The following is a 17,958-nucleotide window of genomic DNA, read 5'->3' on the forward strand; positions in this document are numbered from 1 at the left end:
GGGCAGGGGGGTGGTGCGGCCGTTGCCGGTTTTCCCCCCGCCGCTGCCGACGACGAGGTCGGCCCGGCCGTCGCCGGTGACGTCGTCGAGTTTCACGTCCGTACCGAAGGTGTCGTACGCCTCGGCGGTACCGGGGACGCCGGAGGTGTCCTGGTGGAAGGTCCGCGCACCGGTCGTGGTGATGCCGTCCGCGCCGCCGCGCAGGAGGACGACGCTGCCCGCGTTGTCGACGTCGTCGATGTCCTCGCTCATCACCCCGACGGCGAGGTCGAGGTAGCCGTCGCCGTCGACGTCGCCGAGGTCGGTGGACCAGCCGAAGCGGTCGCCCGCCTCACTGGTGCCGGGCGCGCCGGGGGTGTCCTGGTTGACGGCCTGGATCCTGCCGGGGCCGTCCTCGGAACCGTAGGTGATCCAGATCTGGCCGCCCTGGGCGGCCCAGGGCATGTGCTCCCCGTCCTCCCACTCGTCGTCGGGCGTGCCGGTGACGATGTCGGCGAAGCCGTCACGGTCGATGTCGCCGATGGAGCTGAACCGGCCGGGCCGCGTCTCCGTGGCGCCGGCGGAGTCGAGGCCCGAGGCCGAGCCGTGCAGCAGGAAGTTCCGGGACACCCGGAAGAAGGGGTCCCCGTCCCGGGGCGCCCAGCCGTTCACCAGGAGGTCGGTGGCGCCGTCACCGTCCACGTCGCCCGCGGTGAGGCTCCACGGGTAGCTCTCGGTGAGCGGCGTGGACACCGGCCGGGCGCTGCCGTAGGCGCCGGAGCGGGTGATGCCGCCCGTGAACAGGGTCATCGTGGTGGAGCCGTCGGCGAGGGCGAGGTCAGGTCTGCCGTCGCCGTCGAAGTCGCCGGCCGCCAGCTCCTGGCCCCACATGCGTCCTCGGGCCGGCGCTCCGGGGTCCGTGAGCCGGACGGCGCCCTTGCCGGTCAGACCGGTGGCGGAGCCCCAGAGGAGGGTGACGGTGCCGGTGTTGTCGACGTCGCCCACGTCCTCGCTCGACCCGACGGCGAGGTCGTCGTAGCCGTCGCCGTCGAAGTCGGCGTAGGCGGTGCTCCAGCCGAAGCGGTCACCGGACTCGAGGGCGCCGGGGACTCCTGGCGTGGCCTGGCTGATCACGGAGCGCCGGGTGGCGGTGAGGCCGGTGCCCTTGGTGCCGTAGGTGACGACGACCTGGCCGGCCGAGTGATGGCCGGAGACGGTGGAGTTGGCCCAGGTGGCCACGTCGCCGACGCCGTCGCCGTTGAAGTCGGCCCGCTGGGTCGTCACGGCGTCCGCGGCCACGGCGGCCGGTGCGACGGCGGTGAACAGGCCGCCGGTGAGGGCGGCCGCGACGGCGGTGGCGAGGGCGGTGCGGGTCGTGCGGTTCATGCGGCTCCCTGGTCCGGCGGGGCGCGTCATGGCCACCTCCGCGGTGTCGCCCGGCCTGCACGACCGGGCGTACTGCACGACCCACGCCAACCGCCGATGGTTGTAGGCGAGTTGCGTACGGCGCGGTCCGGTCAGTCGGCGAACTCCTCGCCCAGCATCGGCTTGCCGGCGGGGGGGACGCCCAGCGCGGGCGAGGACAGGACGCGCGAGCCGGTCGCGGTGATCCCGCCCCCGCCGGCGGGCAGGCAGGTGACGCTGCCGTTGCTGTCGTTCTCGCCGGCGCTCGCGACGACCAGGTCGGCCCTGCCGTCACCGGTGACGTCGTCGAGCTCCACCTCTCCGCCGAATGCGTCCCCGTCCTCGGCGGTGCCGGGGACGCCGGGGGAGCCCTGGTGGAAGGTCTGCACGCCGGCGGTGGTGATGCCCGAGGCGCTGCCGCGCAGGACGACGACGGCGCCCGTGCGGGTGGCGCCCACCTCCTCCGCCGGCACACCGACGGCCAGGTCGAGGTAGCCGTCGCCGTCGATGTCGCCGAGGTCGGTGGAGAAGCCGAACGCGTCGCCGGTCTCCCCGACGCCGGGGACGCCGGTGGTGTCCTGGTTGACGGCGCGGACCCTCCCGGCCCCGTCCTCGGTGCCGTAGGTGATCCAGAGCTGCCCGCCCAGGGAGGAGTGGGGCAGACCGGGGCGGTCCGTCCACCTGTCGTACGTCATGCCGGAGACGACGTCCGCGAGGCCGTCGCGGTCGATGTCGCCGATGGAGCTGTGGCTGCCGGGCGGCAGCTCCGTGACGCCGGCGGGGTCCAGGCCCGAGGACGAGCCGCGCAGCAGGAAGTTCCGGGACACCCGGACCGACTCCGTCCCGTTTCCGGCGAAGCCGCCGACCAGCAGGTCGGTGGCCCCGTCCCCGTTCACGTCGCCCGCGAGGAGTGCCTGGGAGACGGGCTCGGTGAGCGGGGTGCGGACCTGCTGCGCGTCGCCGAAGGAGCCGGACCTGGTGATGCCGCCCTTGATCAGGGTCACCGTGGGGCCGAGGCCCATGACGGCCAGGTCCTGCCTGCCGTCGCCGTCGAAGTCGCCGGCCGCCAGACGGTCGCCCCAGCGGGCCGACCGGAAGTCGCCCGCGGGGTTCTCGATCTGGACGGAGCCCTGGCCGGTGAGTCCGTTGGCGGAACCCCACAGGACGGTGACGGAACCGGCGTCCTGGACGTCGCCGACGTCCTCCCGGTGGGCGCCGACGGCGAGGTCGTCGTAGCCGTCGCCGTCGAAGTCGGCGTAGGCGTTGCGCCACCCGAACCAGTCCGCCTCCTCGGGGGTGCCGGCCACGCCCGGGGTGGCCTGGCTGATCACGGACCGCCTGTCCGCCGTGAGGCCCTTGCCCTTGACGCCGTAGGTGACGACGACCTGGCCGGCCTTCGGGTGGCCGTTCAGGGTGGCCCGGGCCGAGGAGACGACGTCGCCGACACCGTCGCCGTCGAAGTCGGCCCGCGCGACGACCGCGGCGTCCGCGGCGAGGGCGGCCGGTGCGGCGGCGGTGAACAGGCCGCCGGTGAGGGCGGCCGCGGCGGCGGTCGCGAGGGCGGTGCGGGTTCTGCGGTTCATGCGGCTCCCTGGTCCGGCGGGGCGGGCCGGGTCAGGACCGGCCTCACGGTGACGCCCCGGCCGCCGAGGCCGGGCGGTCTACGAGACCGGTGACAACTCCTGATGGTTGTAGGGGAAGTTGAGGTACACCACACGGAAGGCCGGGGCCCCGGTCCGCGCCGGTGGCGGCGGTGTCGGGCGGCGAAGGTCCGGCCGAACCCGGGGAAGTCCGTGGTGGACACACCCGCCGAGGTCGTGGAGATCGCGCGAACCCGTCGCGTGCGCGGGGCGACGGTGGCGTCGGTGGGACGGCAGGCGTGCCGAAGGCCCGGCCGAGCGTGGTGCTCGGCCGGGCCTTCGGGCTCCGAGGAGGGGCGGACGCTACTGCGCCGGCTGCGGCTCCGGCGTGTCCTCGGTCTCCGCCTCGCCCGCCGGGTCGGCGGGGGTCTTGACGGACTCCAGGAGGAGCTGGGCGACGTCCACGACCTGGATCGACTCCTTGGCCTTGCCGTCGTTCTTCTTGCCGTTGACCGAGTCGGTCAGCATGACCAGGCAGAACGGGCAGGCGGTGGAGACGATGTCCGGGTTGAGGGACAGGGCCTCGTCGACGCGCTCGTTGTTGATGCGCTTGCCGATCCGCTCCTCCATCCACATCCGCGCGCCGCCGGCGCCGCAGCAGAAGCCGCGCTCCTTGTGGCGGTGCATCTCCTCGTTCCGCAGGCCCGGGACGTTGGCGATGATCTCGCGCGGAGGCGTGTAGATCTTGTTGTGGCGGCCCAGGTAGCAGGGGTCGTGATACGTGATCAGACCCTCGACCGGGGTGACCGGGATCAGCTTGCCCTCGTCGATCAGGTGCTGGAGCAGCTGGGTGTGGTGGATGACCTCGTAGTCGCCGCCGAGCTGCGGGTACTCGTTGCCGATGGTGTTGAGGCAGTGCGGGCAGGTGGCGACGATCTTCTTCGCCGACTTCGGCTTCGCCGACTCCGGCGTGACCTTGCCGTCGTCGTCCATCTCCTCGCCGAACGCCATGTTCAGCGCCATGACGTTCTCCATGCCGAGCTCCTGGAACAGGGGCTCGTTGCCCAGGCGGCGGGCGGAGTCACCGGTGCACTTCTCGTCGCCGCCCATGATCGCGAACTTGACGCCCGCGATGTGCAGCAGCTCGGCGAAGGCCTTGGTGGTCTTCTTGGCGCGGTCCTCCAGGGCGCCGGCGCAGCCGACCCAGTAGAGGTACTCGACCTCGGTGAGGTCCTCGATGTCCTTGCCGACGACCGGGACCTCGAACTCGACCTCCTTGAGCCACTCCAGGCGCTGCTTCTTCGCCAGGCCCCAGGGGTTGCCCTTCTTCTCCAGGTTCTTGAGCATCGTGCCCGCCTCGGAGGGGAAGGCCGACTCGATCATGACCTGGTAGCGGCGCATGTCGACGATGTGGTCGACGTGCTCGATGTCCACCGGGCACTGCTCGACGCAGGCGCCGCAGGTGGTGCAGGACCACAGGACGTCCGGGTCGATGACGCCGTTCTCCTCGAGCGTCCCGATCAGGGGGCGCTCGGCCTCGGCCAGGGCGGCCGCGGGGACGTCCTTGAGCTGCTCCTCGGAGGCCTTCTCCTCGCCCTCCATGGTCTTGCCGCCGCCGGCCAGCAGGTACGGGGCCTTGGCGTGCATGTTGTCGCGCAGCGACATGATCAGCAGCTTCGGGGAGAGCGGCTTGCCGGTGTTCCAGGCGGGGCACTGCGACTGGCAGCGGCCGCACTCGGTGCAGGTGGAGAAGTCCAGCAGGCCCTTCCAGGAGAACTGCTCGACCTGGGAGACGCCGAAGACGTCGTCGTCGCCGGGGTCGGCGAAGTCGATCTCCTTGCCGCCGGAGGTCATCGGCTGCAGGGCGCCGAGCGCGGTGGAGCCGTCCGCGTTGCGCTTGAACCAGATGTTGGGGAAGGCCAGGAAGCGGTGCCAGGCGACGCCCATGTCCGTGCGGAGCGAGACCACGATCATCCAGATGAAGGACGTCCCGATCTTGATCATCGCGAACAGGTAGATCAGGTTCTGCAGCGTGGTGACGCCCAGGCCCTTGAAGGCCAGCACCAGCGGGTACGAGGCGAAGTACGCGGGCTCGTAGTGCGGAATGTCCAGCAGGGCGCCCTCGAGGCCGCGGAGCATCATGATCGCGAGGCCGATGGTCAGGATGACCGTTTCGACGAAGTACGCCTGGCCGGCGTTGGACCCGGCGAAGCGGGACTTGCGGCCGGGGCGGGTCGCCTTGGAGAGCTGGCGGATCACGATCAGCGTGAGGATGCCGAGCGTCGTCATCGTGCCGATGAACTCGACGAACATCTCGAACGGCGTCCAGTGCCCGATGAAGGGGATCGCCCAGTCGGCCCGGAAGAGCTGGCCGAACGCGGTGATCAGGGTGGGCACCAGGGAGAAGAAGCCGACGGCGACGAACCAGTGGGCGAAGCCGACGATCCCCCAGCGGTTCATCCGCGTGTGGCCGAGGAATTCCTTCACCAGCGTCACGCTGCGCTGGTAGGGGTTGTCGGTCCGGGTACCCGCGGGCACCGGCTGCCCCAGCTTGAAGTACCGGACGAACTGACCGACGGCGCGTGCGAGCAAGGCGACGCCCACCACGGTCAGGACCAGCGACACGATGATCGCGGCGAGTTGCATGGGAGGCTCCTCGGGCCTGCGAGGGGTGTGGAGACTAAGGAACGGAGCAGATTACTAAGCGGTAACTTATCCAGTCCGTTCGAGACTATCCATATCCAGCGCCGCCCGCAGCCGTCGGAGCGGTGATCTGCGTCGCTGAGGGTTGCCTCAGTATCTCCCGGGGCAGGGGCGTGGGTGCGTCCGCCCTTCCCCGCGCCGCCCGCCGCGTCCCTCGGTTGCCCCGCCGGAGCGGTTCCGGGAGCGGCCCGGAGCGACCCTGAAGCGCCCTCCGGGCCGCCCTGCGGGCCCCGCCTCCGTAAAGTTGAGTCCGTCCGGCTCAGGTCTGTTGCCTCTCGCCGCGAGGTCGTGCACACTTGAGCCTGTTCCACTCAAGTCAGCTGGAGGAAGATCACCATGGCACGTGCGGTCGGCATCGACCTGGGTACGACCAACTCGGTCGTCAGCGTTCTGGAGGGCGGTGAGCCCACCGTCATCACCAACGCCGAGGGCGCCAGGACCACGCCGTCCGTCGTCGCCTTCGCCAAGAACGGCGAGGTGCTCGTCGGCGAGGTAGCCAAGCGCCAGGCCGTCACCAACGTCGACAGGACCATCCGGTCGGTCAAGCGCCACATGGGCACCGACTGGAAGATCAACCTGGACGGCAAGGACTTCAACCCGCAGCAGATGTCCGCGTTCATCCTGCAGAAGCTGAAGCGGGACGCGGAGGCCTACCTGGGCGAGAAGGTGACCGACGCGGTCATCACCGTCCCGGCGTACTTCAACGACTCCGAGCGTCAGGCGACGAAGGAGGCCGGCGAGATCGCGGGCCTGAACGTCCTGCGCATCGTCAACGAGCCCACCGCGGCCGCCCTGGCCTACGGCCTCGACAAGGACGACCAGACCATCCTGGTCTTCGACCTCGGCGGCGGCACCTTCGACGTCTCGCTGCTGGAGATCGGCGACGGCGTCGTCGAGGTGAAGGCCACGAACGGCGACAACCACCTCGGTGGTGACGACTGGGACCAGCGCGTCGTCGACTACCTGGTCAAGCAGTTCCAGAACGCCCACGGCGTGGACCTGGGCAAGGACAAGATGGCCCTGCAGCGTCTGCGTGAGGCTGCCGAGAAGGCCAAGATCGAGCTGTCCTCGTCCACCGAGACCTCGATCAACCTGCCCTACATCACGGCCTCCGCCGAGGGCCCGCTGCACCTGGACGAGAAGCTCACCCGCGCCCAGTTCCAGCAGCTCACCTCCGACCTGCTCGAGCGCTGCAAGGTGCCGTTCCACAACGTCATCAAGGACGCCGGCATCCAGCTCAGCGAGATCGACCACGTCGTCCTCGTCGGTGGCTCGACCCGTATGCCCGCCGTCGCCGAGCTCGTCAAGGAGCTGACCGGCGGCAAGGAGGCCAACAAGGGCGTCAACCCGGACGAGGTCGTCGCCATCGGCGCCTCGCTCCAGGCCGGTGTCCTCAAGGGCGAGGTCAAGGACGTCCTGCTCCTCGACGTCACCCCGCTGTCCCTCGGCATCGAGACCAAGGGCGGCATCATGACCAAGCTGATCGAGCGCAACACCACGATCCCGACGAAGCGCTCGGAGATCTTCACGACGGCCGAGGACAACCAGCCGTCCGTGCAGATCCAGGTCTACCAGGGCGAGCGCGAGATCGCGGCGTACAACAAGAAGCTCGGCATGTTCGAGCTGACCGGCCTCCCGCCGGCCCCGCGCGGCGTCCCGCAGATCGAGGTCTCCTTCGACATCGACGCCAACGGCATCATGCACGTGACCGCGAAGGACCTGGGCACGGGCAAGGAGCAGAAGATGACCGTCACCGGCGGCTCCTCGCTGCCGAAGGACGAGGTCGACCGCATGCGTGAGGAGGCCGAGCGCTACGCGGAGGAGGACCACAAGCGTCGCGAGGCCGCCGAGATCCGCAACCAGGGCGAGCAGCTCGTCTACCAGACCGAGAAGTTCCTCAAGGACAACGAGGACAAGGTCCCGGGCGAGGTCAGGACCGAGGTCGAGGGCGCCGTCGCCGAGCTGAAGGAGAAGCTCAAGGGCGACGCCGCCGAGGGCGACAACTCCGCGGAGATCCGCACCGCCACCGAGAAGCTGGCGGCCGTCTCCCAGAAGCTCGGCCAGGCCATGTACGCCGACGCCCAGGGCGCCCAGGCCGCCGGCGGCGCCACGGCCGGTGACGCCCAGGCCGGTGCTCCCGAGGACGACGTCGTGGACGCCGAGATCGTCGACGACGAGCGCAAGGACGGTGCCGCGTGACGGAGGAGACCCCGGGTTTTGACGAGAAGCCCGACGTCCCTTCCGGCAGCGGTTCCGAAGACGCCGAGCCGCAGGCCGCCGACTCCTCCCAGGAGGAGCCGGCGGCCCCGGCCGGGGACGCGGCACAGGCCGCAGGCCTGACGGCCCAGCTCGACCAGGCCCGCACCGCGCTCACCGAGCGCACCGCGGACCTGCAGCGGGTCCAGGCGGAGTTCTCGAACTACCGCCGCCGGGTCGAGCGCGACCGGATCGCGGTCCGGGAGATCGCCGTGGCGAACCTCCTGACCGAGCTCCTGCCGGTGCTCGACGACATCGGGCGCGCCCGTGAGCACGGCGAACTGGTCGGCGGCTTCAAGTCGGTGGCCGAGTCGCTGGAGACGGTCGCGGCCAAGATGGGCCTGCAGCAGTTCGCCAAGGAGGGCGAGCCCTTCGACCCGACGATCCACGAGGCGCTGATGCACAGCTACGCGCCGGACGTCACCGAGACCACCTGCGTGGGCATTCTGCAGCCCGGGTACAAGATCGGCGACCGGATCATCCGCCCCGCGCGGGTGGCCGTGGCCGAGCCGCAGCCGGGTGCGCAGGCGGACACCGAGGAGTCCGGGGCCGAGGGCGGGAAGGCGTCCGACGGTGCCGACGGCGCCGAGAGCGCCGAGCACGTCGAGACCAAGGAGAACGGTGGCCCGGACGAGGGCTGACGTGAGGCGGCGCGCCGGTCTTCGGCGCGCCGGTGACGGACGGAAGGAGGGACGTCGGGGATGAGCACCAAGGACTTCATCGAGAAGGACTACTACAAGGTTCTCGGCGTCCCGAAGGACGCCACCGAGGCCGAGATCAAGAAGGCGTACCGGAAGCTCGCCCGCGAGTTCCACCCGGACGCCAACAAGGGCAACGCGGCCGCCGAGGAGCGCTTCAAGGAGATCTCCGAGGCCAACGACGTGCTCGGCGACCCCAAGCGCCGCAAGGAGTACGACGACGCCCGGGCGCTCTTCGGCAACGGTGGCGGCTTCCGTCCGGGCCCGGGTGCCGGAGGAACGTTCAACTTCGACCTGGGCGACCTCTTCGGAGGCACCCAGGGCGGCGGCGCGGGCGGCGGTGGCGGCTTCGGCGGGGGCGGCGGCGGTCTCGGCGACGTCTTCGGCGGCCTGTTCGGCAACCGCGGCGGCGCCCCGGGCGGCGCCCGCACGCAGCCGCGGCGCGGGCAGGACATCGAGTCCGAGGTGACGCTCAGCTTCACCGAGGCGGTGGACGGCGCCACGGTGCCGTTGCGGATGTCCAGTCAGCAGGCGTGCAAGGCCTGTTCGGGCACCGGTGACAAGAACGGCACGCCGCGCGTGTGCCCGACCTGCGTCGGCACCGGGCAGGTGGCCCGCGGTTCGGGCGGCGGCTTCTCGCTGACCGACCCGTGCCCCGACTGCAAGGGCCGCGGCCTCATCGCCGAGAACCCCTGCGACATCTGCAAGGGCTCCGGCCGGGCCAAGTCCTCGCGCACCATGCAGGTCCGCATCCCGGCCGGCGTGAGCGACGGCCAGCGGATCCGGCTGCGCGGCAAGGGCGCGCCCGGCGAGCGGGGCGGACCGGCCGGTGACCTGTACGTGGTCGTCCACGTGGACGACCACCCGGTCTTCGGCCGCAAGGGCGACAACCTGACGGTGACCGTGCCGGTGACGTACACGGAGGCCGCCCTGGGCGGCGAGATCCGGGTGCCCACGCTGGGCGGGCCGCCGGTCACGCTGAAGCTGCCTCCCGGCACGCCCAACGGGCGCACCATGCGCGCCCGGGGCAAGGGCGCGGTCCGCAAGGACGGCACCCGCGGCGACCTGCTGGTCACCGTCGAGGTGAGCGTTCCCAAGGACCTGTCGGGCAAGGCCCGGGACGCCCTCGAGGCGTACCGCGAGGCGACCGCGGGGGAGGACCCGCGAGCGGAGTTGTTCGAAGCCGCGAAGGGAGCATGACGAGATGGACGGCCGCCGGCGCAACCCGTACGAACTGACCGAGGACACTCCGGTCTACGTCATCTCGGTGGCGGCCCAGCTCTCCGGCCTGCACCCGCAGACCCTGCGTCAGTACGACCGCCTCGGCCTGGTCTCCCCCGACCGCACGGCCGGGCGCGGCCGGCGCTACTCGGCCCGCGACATCCAGCTGCTGCGCCAGGTGCAGCAGTTGTCGCAGGACGAGGGGATCAACCTGGCCGGGATCAAGCGGATCATCGAGCTGGAGAACCAGGTCGCCGCCCTCCAGTCCCGCGTCGCGGAGCTGCAGTCCGCGGTCGAGGGCGCGGCGGCGACGATCCGGGCCCGTGAGGCGGCGGTGCACGCCTCCTACCGCCGGGACCTCGTCCCGTACCAGGAGGCGGCCCGCACCAGCGCCCTGGTGGTGTGGCGCCCGCCGACGCGGGGTCAGTGACAGAGCTCTGACGTGCCCGAAGGGCCGGGAGACCTCACGGTCTCCCGGCCCTTCGGTGTTCGCGCCCGTCCCGCCTGTCGCGGCGACGCCCCGGGATCAGGGCAGCAGCGCGACCGCCGCACCCGCCGGGGCGCTCTCCGTACCCTCGGCGAGAAGAGCGGTCACCCGGTAGAAGGACGTGGTGCCGCGCGGCGCCGAGGGGTCGGTCCACGTCACCCGGTCCCCGTGGTCCACCGTGTGGACCAGCACGTAGGACGTGCCGTCCCCGCGGTGGACCCGGTAGCCGGTGGCGTCCTCGTCGCTGGACCAGTGCAGGAACATCTCGCCGCCGTCGTCGGTCACCGTGACGTCGACCGGCGAACCGGACTCGGGAGTCTCCTGCGCGGGCCTCAGGTCGAGTTCCCGCACCTGCACGACCTTGCCCTCGCGGGTGGCCTCGAAGCTGTCGTTCCAGGCGGTGTCGATCGCGCTGACGAGGAAGCAGACCTCCTAGCCGTCGGCCGACACCACCGGCTCGGGCACCGGCGGCGCGGTCAGGTCCACCGTGGTGATGCCGCTGTCGGCGGTGCCGGTGGAGGTGTTGCCGGCCTTGTCGTAGGCGCGGACCTCGTAGTGGTGAAGAAGGCCGTGCGCGGGGGACGGCCGTGAACCATGATTCACGGGGGGCGGGCGAGGGCGTACGCCGGCCCGTGCCTACTGTGCGTGATCACCGCCCGTGCGCGCGGGACACCCAGGGAGACGTGTGAAGGCACACTGGCTATGATTCCGCTCTGTCTTCACACGAGCCGCAGAACATCGTCCCGGTCACCGCAACGGCTGATTCCCCTTCGTGCCGTTCCGCCCGTGACGCCCTCGTCGGCCCGGATCGTGGTGGGACGCCCCGCCCTTAACCGAACGCAGAAGTGGGCTTTCGAATGCGTCGTTATGCCATATCCATGGCCGCCGTCACGCTGTCCTTCTCGCTCGCCGCGTGCGGGGGTGCTCAGGGGAAGGACGGCGACGACGCCGCTCCGTCCGACCTGAACGACATCACGATCGGTCTGCTGATGCCGGAGAAGAAGATCTCCCGCTACGAGGCCTTCGACTTCCCGATCTTCAAGGACAAGGTCGACCAGCTCACCGACGGCCAGGGCGTGGTCCGCTACGCCAACGCCAACGGCGACCAGACCACGCAGAACCGGCAGATGCGCTCGATGGTCGACGCCAAGGTCGACGTGATCGTGGTGGACGCGGTGGACGCGGCGGCGGTGGCGTCCGAGGTGAAGTACGCCAAGGAAGAAGGCATCCCGGTCATCGCCTACGACCGTCTGGCCCAAGGACCGGTCGACGCGTACGTCTCGTTCGACAACACGGTGGTCGGCGAGGTCCAGGGCCGGTCGCTGGCCGAGGCGGTCCCCGGCGAGGACATCGTGATGATCAACGGCTCGCCCGCCGACCCCAACGCCGCGATGTTCAAGGAAGGCGCGAAGGGCGAGCTGACCGGCCTGGACGTCGTCCGGGAGTACGACATCGACGGCTGGGACCCGCAGAAGGCCAAGAAGAGCATGGCGGAGGCGATCAAGCAGCTCGGCGTCTCCAAGATCAAGGGTGTTCTCTCCGCCAACGACGGCATGGCCGGCGGCGTGGTCGAGGCGCTCAAGGAGGCGGGCGTCACCGACATGCCGCCCATCACCGGCCAGGACGCGGACATCGAGGCCGTCCGGCGCATCGTCACCGGTGAGCAGTACATGACGGTCTACAAGCCGTACCCGAACGAGGCCGAGGCCGCCGCGGAGATGGCCGTCGCCAAGGTCCGCAGCCACGACATCCAGTTCGACGCGCTGACCCGCGACTCGGTGGACAGCCCCACCAACAAGAACATTCCGGCGGCGCTCGTCCCCGTGATCGAACTGACCCGGGACAACATCAAGGACACCGTCGTCGCCGACGGCGTCCACAAGGTCGACGAGATCTGCGTGGCCGAAATCCGCCAGGCCTGCAAGGCCGCCAAGCTGCTCTGACGTCCTGACGCACCGGCCGGCCCCGAGCCCCCTCGGGGCCGGTGGCGTATTGCGGCGCGGGTCCGCGGCCGCGCATAGTGGCGCTGCGAACAGGCGGCGCTACCGGGGGTGGAGAACTGAATGTCCGGTGAGGCTGCCGCGGTCCGTGCGGCCCAGGAACATCCGCACGGTCCCGAGCGCCTGTGCGAGGAGGGCGACCGGGTGTACGCCCGGGCCGTCCGCCGGGGGCGGGTACCGCGCCGCGATTCCGAGGCGGTGCCCTGCCTGCTGGACCTCGGTCTGCTGCACCCGGACCCGGACGACATGGACTGGCTGGTGCCGACGGCGCCCCAGGAGGTCATGACCCGGCTGCTGCGCGAGCTGTGCGCCGAGATGGGCGACGCCCACCGGCGGATGGACTCGGCGCTCTCGGCCGCCGACCGCTACGCGGGCCTCGGCAGCCGGCTGCGCCCGGCGGGCGGCGCGGGGCCGCTGGGGAGCGAGGCGTCGCTGCGGGTCCTGGACGGGCTGCCGAGGATCCAGACGGCCATCGACGAGGCCTCCGCCGCCTGCGTCACCGAGGTGCTGACGGTGCAGCCGGGCGGCATCCGCCCCGAGCACGAGCTGAGCGAGGGCCTGCCGCGCGCCATGGAGCTGCGGCACCGCGGCGTGCGGATGCGCGACCTGTACACGCACGTGGCCCGGCACGGGCAGGGCCTGCTGGGCTATCTGGAACTGATGGGCGACGCCGTGGAGGCCCGCACCCTGGACGAGGTGCCGGAACGGCTGATTCTTTTCGATCGCACGGTCGCCTTCGTGCCGGCCAACAGCCGCCGTTCGGTGGCCCTGGAACTGCGGCACCCCGCCCTGGTGGACTACCTGGCCACCGTCTTCGAGCGGCTGTGGCGGCTGGCGGTGCCGGTCGGCTCGCCCGTTCCGGCGCCGGAGGACGGCGGGGTGGGGGTCTCCCACCGGGAGCGGTCGATCGCCGCGCTCCTCGCCGAGGGCCACCAGGACGCCGCCATCGCCGAACGGCTCGGCATCAGCGTGCGCACCTGCCGGGCGCACATCGCCCGCCTGAGCGAGCGTCTGGGGGCGGCCAGCAGGACCCAGCTGGGCGTGCGGATCGCCCAGGCGGGGCTGGACCGCCCGCCGGGGGCGGACGGGCTGCCCTAGGGGCCCCCGGGGCTGCCCCAGGGTCCCCCGGGGGTGACCCGGGGTCCCCCGGGTCTCAGACGTCGTCGGACGGCGCCGTGTCGTCGTCCAGGAGCCCGGAACGGGCGATGAGGTAGCCGAGCTGGGCCCGGCTGCCGCTGCCGAGGGCGGCGGCCAGTTTGGCGATGTGGGCGCGGCAGGTGCGGACGTTCATGCCGAGACGGCGCGCGATGGCCTCGTCGACCTGGCCCTCGATCAGCAGCCGGGCGATGGTCCGCTGCACCTCGGTGATGCCGTCGACGGAGGCCTCGTCGGGCCGCTCCTGGAAGAACGGGACGGCGCTGCGCCACTGCTGGTCGAAGACCTTGATCAGGTAGTCGACCAGTCCGGGGTGGCGCAGCTCCAGCGCGACCTTGCGGTCGTCCTGGGCGGGGATGAAGGCCACCGACCGGTCGAAGATCGTCAGTCGGTCCACCAGCTCCCGAGCCGTCCGGAACTCGACGTGCGAGTCGCTCATCAGCCGCGCGTAGGTGAGCGTGCCGGGGCTGTGGCGGGCCGTGTGCTGGTAGAGCACCCGCATCGACAGCCCTCGCTCCAGCACGTCCTGGCCGAGCTTGAACGCCGTGGTGAGCGTGGGCTCGCTGCGCCCTCCGCCGGGCTGGACGGAGAGGATCTCGGAGCGGCAGTTGGCCTGGGCCACCTGGAGCGCCTCGTTGATCCGGCCCACTCCCTCCAGCACGTTGATCGCGTGGGAGGGCCGGCTGTGCGCGGCGATGGAGAGGAACGGCTCGAAGGCGTGGGTGAGCTGGACGGCCTGTTCCCGGTGCCGCTGGATCTCCCGCTCCAGCGGCAGCAGCCGCTGGGACAGGGCGGTCGTCGGAGGCACCGGCCTGAGCCAGGCGGAGTCGTCGGGATCGGGCTGGAGGAGGGCGAACTCCAGCAGGCACGGGGCGGTTTCGGCCTCGGACCGCCGGATGCGGCCGAGGCTGAGGGCGTCGGCGTAAAGCCGCCTGCCGTCCTCGCACAATGCCTCCATCCCGTGGGGATGTGTCCCTGTTATGTCGGTATGTTCCATATCTCCGCCCCCCAGGGTCATGAACGTGCAGGAACATGATGCATCTTCGAACTGGCCATCGTGTGCCGGTATGGGTCATCGTCTGATGCGGCGAGGGACCGAATTTGGGAAGTGAGGACGAAGTCCACCATGTGCAAGAGATTGCTTCACTCGGCGCTTGCTGTGGCCTTCTCGGCGGGCGTGCTCTTCGGTGCCGCCTCCCTGACGGACATTGTCTGGGACGGCCCGGCTGTCGGCCGCGGCGCAGCTGTGCAGGCGACGGACATCGTGTGGGACCGGGTCACCGCCGATCCCGCCGGCGCGGTGCGGGCAGGCGCGAAGGCATGACCACCCCGCCGGACGACCGCTCGTTCCGCCGTGAGATGGCCGTGGCCTACCGGTCCGGCTGGCACTTCGTCGACCTCGTCACCGCGCTCCCCCACGCCGGCGACTCCCTGATGGTCACCGTCTTCGGGGAGCCGGTCGTGGTGACGCGCGACGAGGAGGAGGACGTGCGGGCGTTCCGGTGCCTGCGCCGCCCCCGCGGAGCGCCGCAGCCGGTCCGCTGCGCGATCCGCTATGGAATGATCTTCGTGAACCTGGACCAAAGGGACCACAGGGAGTTCGCCCCCCACGAACTCCCCGAAGTCTCGTCAGCCACCCCCCGCAGCGCCTGACGCGATACCCCCAACGTCAAGATCGCCTCAGGTGCTTCCCCCCGGCAGCGGCGCCACCGTGACCTGAACACGGTGGCGCCGCTGTCGTGTGCCCGGGAACTCCTCCGCCTCCCACCGCATTGAGTGGAATAGACTCAAGTTTGTGGACGTTGGCCGCGTCAGAGCGGGTATCCGACGCGTGTACCCGCACGGTGACGTGAGGCAGGCAAGGGAGGAGTACCGGACGTGGACACCGAGCTGACCAACAGGAGCCGGGAGGCACTCAACGCGGCGAGCAGCCGCGCGGTGACCGAGGGACATCCCGACCTGACGCCCGCCCATCTCCTGCTGGCCCTGCTGGAGGGCGCCGACAACGAGAACATCCTGGACCTGCTGGCCGCCGTCGAGGCCGACCTCGCGGCCGTCCGGCAGGGCACCGAGAAGGTTCTCGCGGGCCTGCCCAGCGTGACCGGCTCGACGGTCGCGCCGCCCCAGCCCAACCGAGACCTGCTGATGGTGGTCGCGGACGCCGGGCAGCGGGCGAAGGAGCTGGGCGACGAGTACGTCTCGACCGAACATCTGCTGATCGGCGTCGCCGCCAAGGGCGGTGCGGCCGGGGACGTGATGTCCCGGCAGGGAGCCGACGCGGACAAGCTGCTGGACGCGTTCCAGAAGATCAGGGGAGGACGCCGGGTGACGACCCCGGACCCGGAGGGTCAGTACAAGGCACTCGAGAAGTTCGGCACCGACTTCACCGCCGCGGCGCGCGAGGGGAAGCTCGACCCGGTCATCGGCCGGGACCACGAGATCCGCCGCGTGGTGCAGGTGCTGTCGCGCCGCACCAAGAACAACCCGGTCCTCATCGGCGAGCCCGGCGTGGGCAAGACCGCCGTGGTCGAGGGCCTCGCCCAGCGGATCGTGAAGGGGGACGTGCCCGAGTCGCTGAAGAACAAGCGGCTGGTGTCGCTGGACCTCGGCGCGATGGTGGCGGGAGCGAAGTACCGCGGCGAGTTCGAGGAACGGCTGAAGACCGTCCTCGCCGAGATCAAGGACTCGGACGGGCAGATCATCACCTTCATCGACGAGCTGCACACCGTGGTCGGCGCGGGCGCCGGCGGCGACTCGGCGATGGACGCGGGCAACATGCTGAAGCCGATGCTGGCCCGCGGCGAGCTGCGCATGGTCGGCGCGACCACGCTCGACGAGTACCGCGAGCGGATCGAGAAGGACCCCGCCCTGGAGCGGCGCTTCCAGCAGGTGCTGGTCGCCGAGCCGTCGGTCGAGGACACCATCGCCATCCTGCGCGGCCTCAAGGGCCGCTACGAGGCCCACCACAAGGTGCAGATCAACGACAGCGCCCTGGTCGCCGCGGCCACCCTCTCCGACCGCTACATCACCTCCCGGTTCCTGCCGGACAAGGCCATCGACCTGGTCGACGAGGCCGCCTCCCGGCTGCGGATGGAGATCGACTCCTCCCCGGTGGAGATCGACGAGCTGCAGCGCTCCGTCGACCGGCTGCGGATGGAGGAGCTCGCCCTCTCCAAGGAGACCGACCAGGCCTCCAAGGAGCGCCTGGAGCGGCTGCGGCGCGACCTCGCCGACAAGGAGGAGGAGCTGCGCGGCCTCAACGCCCGCTGGGAGAAGGAGAAGCAGTCCCTCAACCGGGTCGGTGAGCTGAAGGAGAAGCTGGACGAGCTGCGCGGCCAGGCCGAACGCGCCCAGCGCGACGGCGACTTCGACACCGCCTCCAAGCTGCTCTACGGCGAGATCCCGGCCCTGGAGCGGGAGCTGGAGGCCGCCTCCGAGGCGGAGGCGGAGGCCTCCCGCGACGACACCATGGTCAAGGAGGAGGTCGGCCCGGACGACATCGCGGACGTGGTCGGCTCCTGGACGGGCATCCCCGCCGGGCGGCTGCTCGAGGGCGAGACGCACAAGCTGCTGCGGATGGAGGACGAGCTGGGGCGCCGGCTCATCGGCCAGAAGCAGGCCGTGGCCGCCGTCTCCGACGCGGTGCGCCGCACCCGGGCGGGCATCGCCGACCCGGACCGGCCGACCGGCTCCTTCCTCTTCCTCGGCCCGACGGGCGTCGGCAAGACCGAGCTCGCCAAGGCGCTCGCCGACTTCCTCTTCGACGACGAGCGGGCGATGGTCCGCATCGACATGTCGGAGTACAGCGAGAAGCACAGCGTGGCCCGGCTGGTCGGCGCGCCTCCCGGCTACGTCGGCTACGAGGAGGGCGGCCAGCTCACCGAGGCGGTGCGGCGGCGGCCGTACAGCGTCGTGCTGCTGGACGAGGTGGAGAAGGCCCACCCGGAGGTCTTCGACATCCTGCTCCAGGTCCTCGACGACGGCCGTCTCACCGACGGCCAGGGCCGCACGGTCGACTTCCGCAACACCATCCTGATCCTCACCTCCAACCTCGGCAGCCAGTACCTGGTGGACCCGCTGAGCAGCGAGGAGACCAAGCGGGAGCAGGTGCTGGAGGTCGTGCGGGCGTCCTTCAAGCCGGAGTTCCTCAACCGGCTGGACGACTTGGTGGTGTTCTCCGCGCTCACCAAGCCGGAGCTGGAGCGGATCGCCGAGCTCCAGATCGGCCGCCTGGCCAAGCGGCTCGCCGAGCGCCGGCTCACGCTGGACATCACCCCGCCCGCGCTGGCCTGGCTCGCCGAGAAGGGCCTCGACCCGGCGTACGGCGCCCGCCCGCTGCGCCGCCTGATCCAGACGGCGATCGGGGACACCCTGGCGAAGGAGATCATCTCCGGCCAGATCAAGGACGGCGACACCGTCCGCGTCGACCGCGCCCCCGAACCGGGTGCGGGCCTGACCGTCACGGCGGGCTGGCC

At 71.0% G+C, this 17,958-nt stretch carries 15 protein-coding genes; 9 read left to right on the top strand and 6 right to left on the bottom strand.

The annotated features are described in order from the left end of the window. The 3 genes from ACOV8S_RS26560 to ACOV8S_RS26570 all read right to left on the bottom strand — a co-directional run. Positions 1-1,365 (bottom strand): FG-GAP-like repeat-containing protein (locus ACOV8S_RS26560; RefSeq protein WP_448320823.1); only part of this gene is annotated, 1,365 nt, incomplete at its 3' end. A gap of 131 nt (positions 1,366-1,496) precedes the next feature. Beyond that, on the bottom strand, positions 1,497-2,966 hold the full coding sequence (locus ACOV8S_RS26565) for a VCBS repeat-containing protein (RefSeq protein WP_448320824.1): 1,470 nt from the start codon (positions 2,964-2,966) through the stop codon (positions 1,497-1,499). Positions 2,967-3,326: 360 nt separating this feature from the next. Further along, positions 3,327-5,609: a (Fe-S)-binding protein gene (locus ACOV8S_RS26570; RefSeq protein WP_448320826.1), complete on the bottom strand. Its 2,283-nt coding sequence runs from the start codon at positions 5,607-5,609 to the stop codon at positions 3,327-3,329. A gap of 393 nt (positions 5,610-6,002) precedes the next feature. Between ACOV8S_RS26570 and dnaK the strand changes: the two genes are divergently transcribed. From dnaK to ACOV8S_RS26590, 4 genes are read left to right on the top strand one after another with little or no spacing between them, the layout of a single operon-like run. Then, complete coding sequence (gene dnaK, locus ACOV8S_RS26575) at positions 6,003-7,865, top strand: molecular chaperone DnaK (protein ID WP_448320828.1); 1,863 nt, start codon at positions 6,003-6,005, stop codon at positions 7,863-7,865. Next, complete coding sequence (gene grpE, locus ACOV8S_RS26580; protein ID WP_448320830.1) at positions 7,862-8,563, top strand: nucleotide exchange factor GrpE; 702 nt, start codon at positions 7,862-7,864, stop codon at positions 8,561-8,563. The genes dnaK and grpE overlap by 4 nt, the downstream gene beginning before the upstream one ends. A 60-nt stretch (positions 8,564-8,623) precedes the next feature. Continuing rightward, positions 8,624-9,820: a molecular chaperone DnaJ gene (dnaJ, locus tag ACOV8S_RS26585; protein ID WP_448320831.1), complete on the top strand. Its 1,197-nt coding sequence runs from the start codon at positions 8,624-8,626 to the stop codon at positions 9,818-9,820. Positions 9,821-9,824: 4 nt separating this feature from the next. Next, positions 9,825-10,271: a heat shock protein transcriptional repressor HspR gene (locus ACOV8S_RS26590; RefSeq protein WP_448320832.1), complete on the top strand. Its 447-nt coding sequence runs from the start codon at positions 9,825-9,827 to the stop codon at positions 10,269-10,271. Between the two features lie 96 nt (positions 10,272-10,367). Here the strand turns inward: ACOV8S_RS26590 and ACOV8S_RS26595 are convergent, their stop codons facing one another. Then, on the bottom strand, positions 10,368-10,679 hold the full coding sequence (locus ACOV8S_RS26595) for a hypothetical protein (protein ID WP_448320834.1): 312 nt from the start codon (positions 10,677-10,679) through the stop codon (positions 10,368-10,370). A gap of 81 nt (positions 10,680-10,760) precedes the next feature. Then, the gene (locus ACOV8S_RS26600) at positions 10,761-10,931 is read right to left on the bottom strand and encodes a hypothetical protein (RefSeq protein WP_448320836.1); all 171 of its coding nucleotides are present in this window, start codon (positions 10,929-10,931) and stop codon (positions 10,761-10,763) included. Positions 10,932-11,206: 275 nt separating this feature from the next. On the opposite strand from ACOV8S_RS26600, the gene ACOV8S_RS26605 reads away from it, so the two are divergent. Continuing rightward, the gene (locus ACOV8S_RS26605; RefSeq protein ID WP_448320838.1) at positions 11,207-12,271 is read left to right on the top strand and encodes a sugar ABC transporter substrate-binding protein; all 1,065 of its coding nucleotides are present in this window, start codon (positions 11,207-11,209) and stop codon (positions 12,269-12,271) included. 120 nt (positions 12,272-12,391) lie between these two features. Next, entirely contained in the window at positions 12,392-13,426 is a 1,035-nt protein-coding gene (locus ACOV8S_RS26610) for a LuxR C-terminal-related transcriptional regulator (RefSeq protein WP_448320839.1), read from the top strand. A 55-nt stretch (positions 13,427-13,481) separates the two neighbouring features. Here the strand turns inward: ACOV8S_RS26610 and ACOV8S_RS26615 are convergent, their stop codons facing one another. Beyond that, positions 13,482-14,441, bottom strand: coding sequence for a helix-turn-helix transcriptional regulator (locus ACOV8S_RS26615; protein WP_448320840.1), 960 nt, complete (start codon positions 14,439-14,441; stop codon positions 13,482-13,484). A 168-nt stretch (positions 14,442-14,609) separates the two neighbouring features. Between ACOV8S_RS26615 and ACOV8S_RS26620 the strand changes: the two genes are divergently transcribed. The 3 genes from ACOV8S_RS26620 to clpB all read left to right on the top strand — a co-directional run. Then, positions 14,610-14,807, top strand: a complete 198-nt coding sequence (locus ACOV8S_RS26620; protein WP_448320842.1) for a hypothetical protein — start codon at positions 14,610-14,612, stop codon at positions 14,805-14,807. Next, positions 14,804-15,136: a hypothetical protein gene (locus ACOV8S_RS26625; RefSeq protein WP_382552670.1), complete on the top strand. Its 333-nt coding sequence runs from the start codon at positions 14,804-14,806 to the stop codon at positions 15,134-15,136. Before ACOV8S_RS26620 ends, ACOV8S_RS26625 begins: the two co-directional genes overlap by 4 nt. A gap of 225 nt (positions 15,137-15,361) precedes the next feature. Beyond that, on the top strand, positions 15,362-17,958 hold a 2,597-nt coding region (gene clpB / locus ACOV8S_RS26630), incomplete at its 3' end, for an ATP-dependent chaperone ClpB (protein WP_448320844.1).

The sequence above is a fragment of the Streptomyces sp. CO7 genome (assembly GCF_053474865.1).

Excerpts from the sequence above, each read along its gene's own strand:
- ACOV8S_RS26565 (WP_448320824.1), bottom strand. The coding sequence starts at position 2,966 with ATGAACCGCAGAACCCGCACCGCCCTCGCGACCGCCGCCGCGGCCGCC.
- ACOV8S_RS26570 (WP_448320826.1), bottom strand. The coding sequence starts at position 5,609 with ATGCAACTCGCCGCGATCATCGTGTCGCTGGTCCTGACCGTGGTGGGC.
- dnaK (WP_448320828.1), top strand. The coding sequence starts at position 6,003 with ATGGCACGTGCGGTCGGCATCGACCTGGGTACGACCAACTCGGTCGTC.
- dnaJ (WP_448320831.1), top strand. The coding sequence starts at position 8,624 with ATGAGCACCAAGGACTTCATCGAGAAGGACTACTACAAGGTTCTCGGC.
- ACOV8S_RS26590 (WP_448320832.1), top strand. The coding sequence starts at position 9,825 with ATGGACGGCCGCCGGCGCAACCCGTACGAACTGACCGAGGACACTCCG.
- ACOV8S_RS26605 (WP_448320838.1), top strand. The coding sequence starts at position 11,207 with ATGGCCGCCGTCACGCTGTCCTTCTCGCTCGCCGCGTGCGGGGGTGCT.
- ACOV8S_RS26610 (WP_448320839.1), top strand. The coding sequence starts at position 12,392 with ATGTCCGGTGAGGCTGCCGCGGTCCGTGCGGCCCAGGAACATCCGCAC.
- ACOV8S_RS26615 (WP_448320840.1), bottom strand. The coding sequence starts at position 14,441 with ATGGAGGCATTGTGCGAGGACGGCAGGCGGCTTTACGCCGACGCCCTC.
- ACOV8S_RS26620 (WP_448320842.1), top strand. The coding sequence starts at position 14,610 with ATGTGCAAGAGATTGCTTCACTCGGCGCTTGCTGTGGCCTTCTCGGCG.
- ACOV8S_RS26625 (WP_382552670.1), top strand. The coding sequence starts at position 14,804 with ATGACCACCCCGCCGGACGACCGCTCGTTCCGCCGTGAGATGGCCGTG.